Origin of the sequence: Segeticoccus rhizosphaerae (genome assembly GCF_009192725.1) — a bacterium.
Lineage (GTDB): Bacteria > Actinomycetota > Actinomycetes > Actinomycetales > Dermatophilaceae > Segeticoccus > Segeticoccus rhizosphaerae.
This window is the reverse complement of sequence record NZ_VOHR01000633.1, coordinates 1-887: the sequence shown is the minus strand read 5'-3', so window position 1 is coordinate 887 and position 887 is coordinate 1. Positions and strand designations below refer to the sequence as shown.

Sequence of the window (887 nt, the reverse complement as noted above, 5' to 3'; positions counted from 1 at the left end):
CGAGGCCGGCGCCAGGGTGGCGCTGGTCGGGGACCGCCACCAGCTGCCCGCGGTCGGCCGCGGCGGGGTGTTGGACCTGGCCGCCCGCTGGGCCCACCCCGAGGACCAGGTGACCCTGCAGGCGGTGCAGCGGTTCGCCGACCCCGACTACGCCCGCCTCAGCCTGGCCATGCGCGCCGGCCAGGACCCCGGGGGAGTGTTCGACGCCCTGCGGGCCCGCGGCGAGGTCGTCCTGCACGCCAGCGAGGCCGAACGCCTCCACGCCCTCGCCCAGACCGTCGCCGACGCCGCCACCGACGCCGGTGGGGAGCATCGACGCGAGAACTGTGGTGAGTCGCGTGGTGAGGGTGGGCGGGTGCTGGTGGTCGCGGACACCCGCGAGCAGGTCGCGGCACTCAACGCCGCGATCCGGGACCGGTTGGTCGCCGCCGGCCGGGTCGACGACCAGCACGCGGTCACCACCACGGCGGGCGAGCGGGTCGGGGTGGGCGACCAGGTGGCGACCCGCCGCAACGACCGCGGCCTGGACGTCGCCAACCGGGAGACCTGGACCATCACCGGCATCGGCGCCGACGGGTCCCTGACGGTGACCGGTCGAGGCGGGCCACGCAGCCTCCCCGCGACCTACGTGCGCGAGAACGTCGAGCTGGCCTATGCCAGCACCGTCTACGGCGCCCAGGGCGAGACCGTGCACCGTGCGCACCTGGTGGTGGGGGAGCACACCGGCGCCGCGGCCGCCTACGTCGCGATGACCCGTGGACGCGCGGCGAACACCGCCCACCTGGTCGCCGAGTCCGTCGAGCAGGCCCGCGAGCAATGGGTCGAGGCCTTCGGCCGGGACCGGGCCGACCTCGGACCCGCGCACGCCGCCGCCCTGGCCGCCACCG

At 76.6% G+C, this 887-nt stretch carries 1 protein-coding gene; it reads left to right on the top strand.

Annotated elements, in window-relative coordinates; translation table 11 throughout:
- Positions 1-887, top strand: an 887-nt coding sequence (locus FRW57_RS22215) for an AAA family ATPase (RefSeq protein ID WP_152187103.1), incomplete at both ends; no start/stop codon positions are given.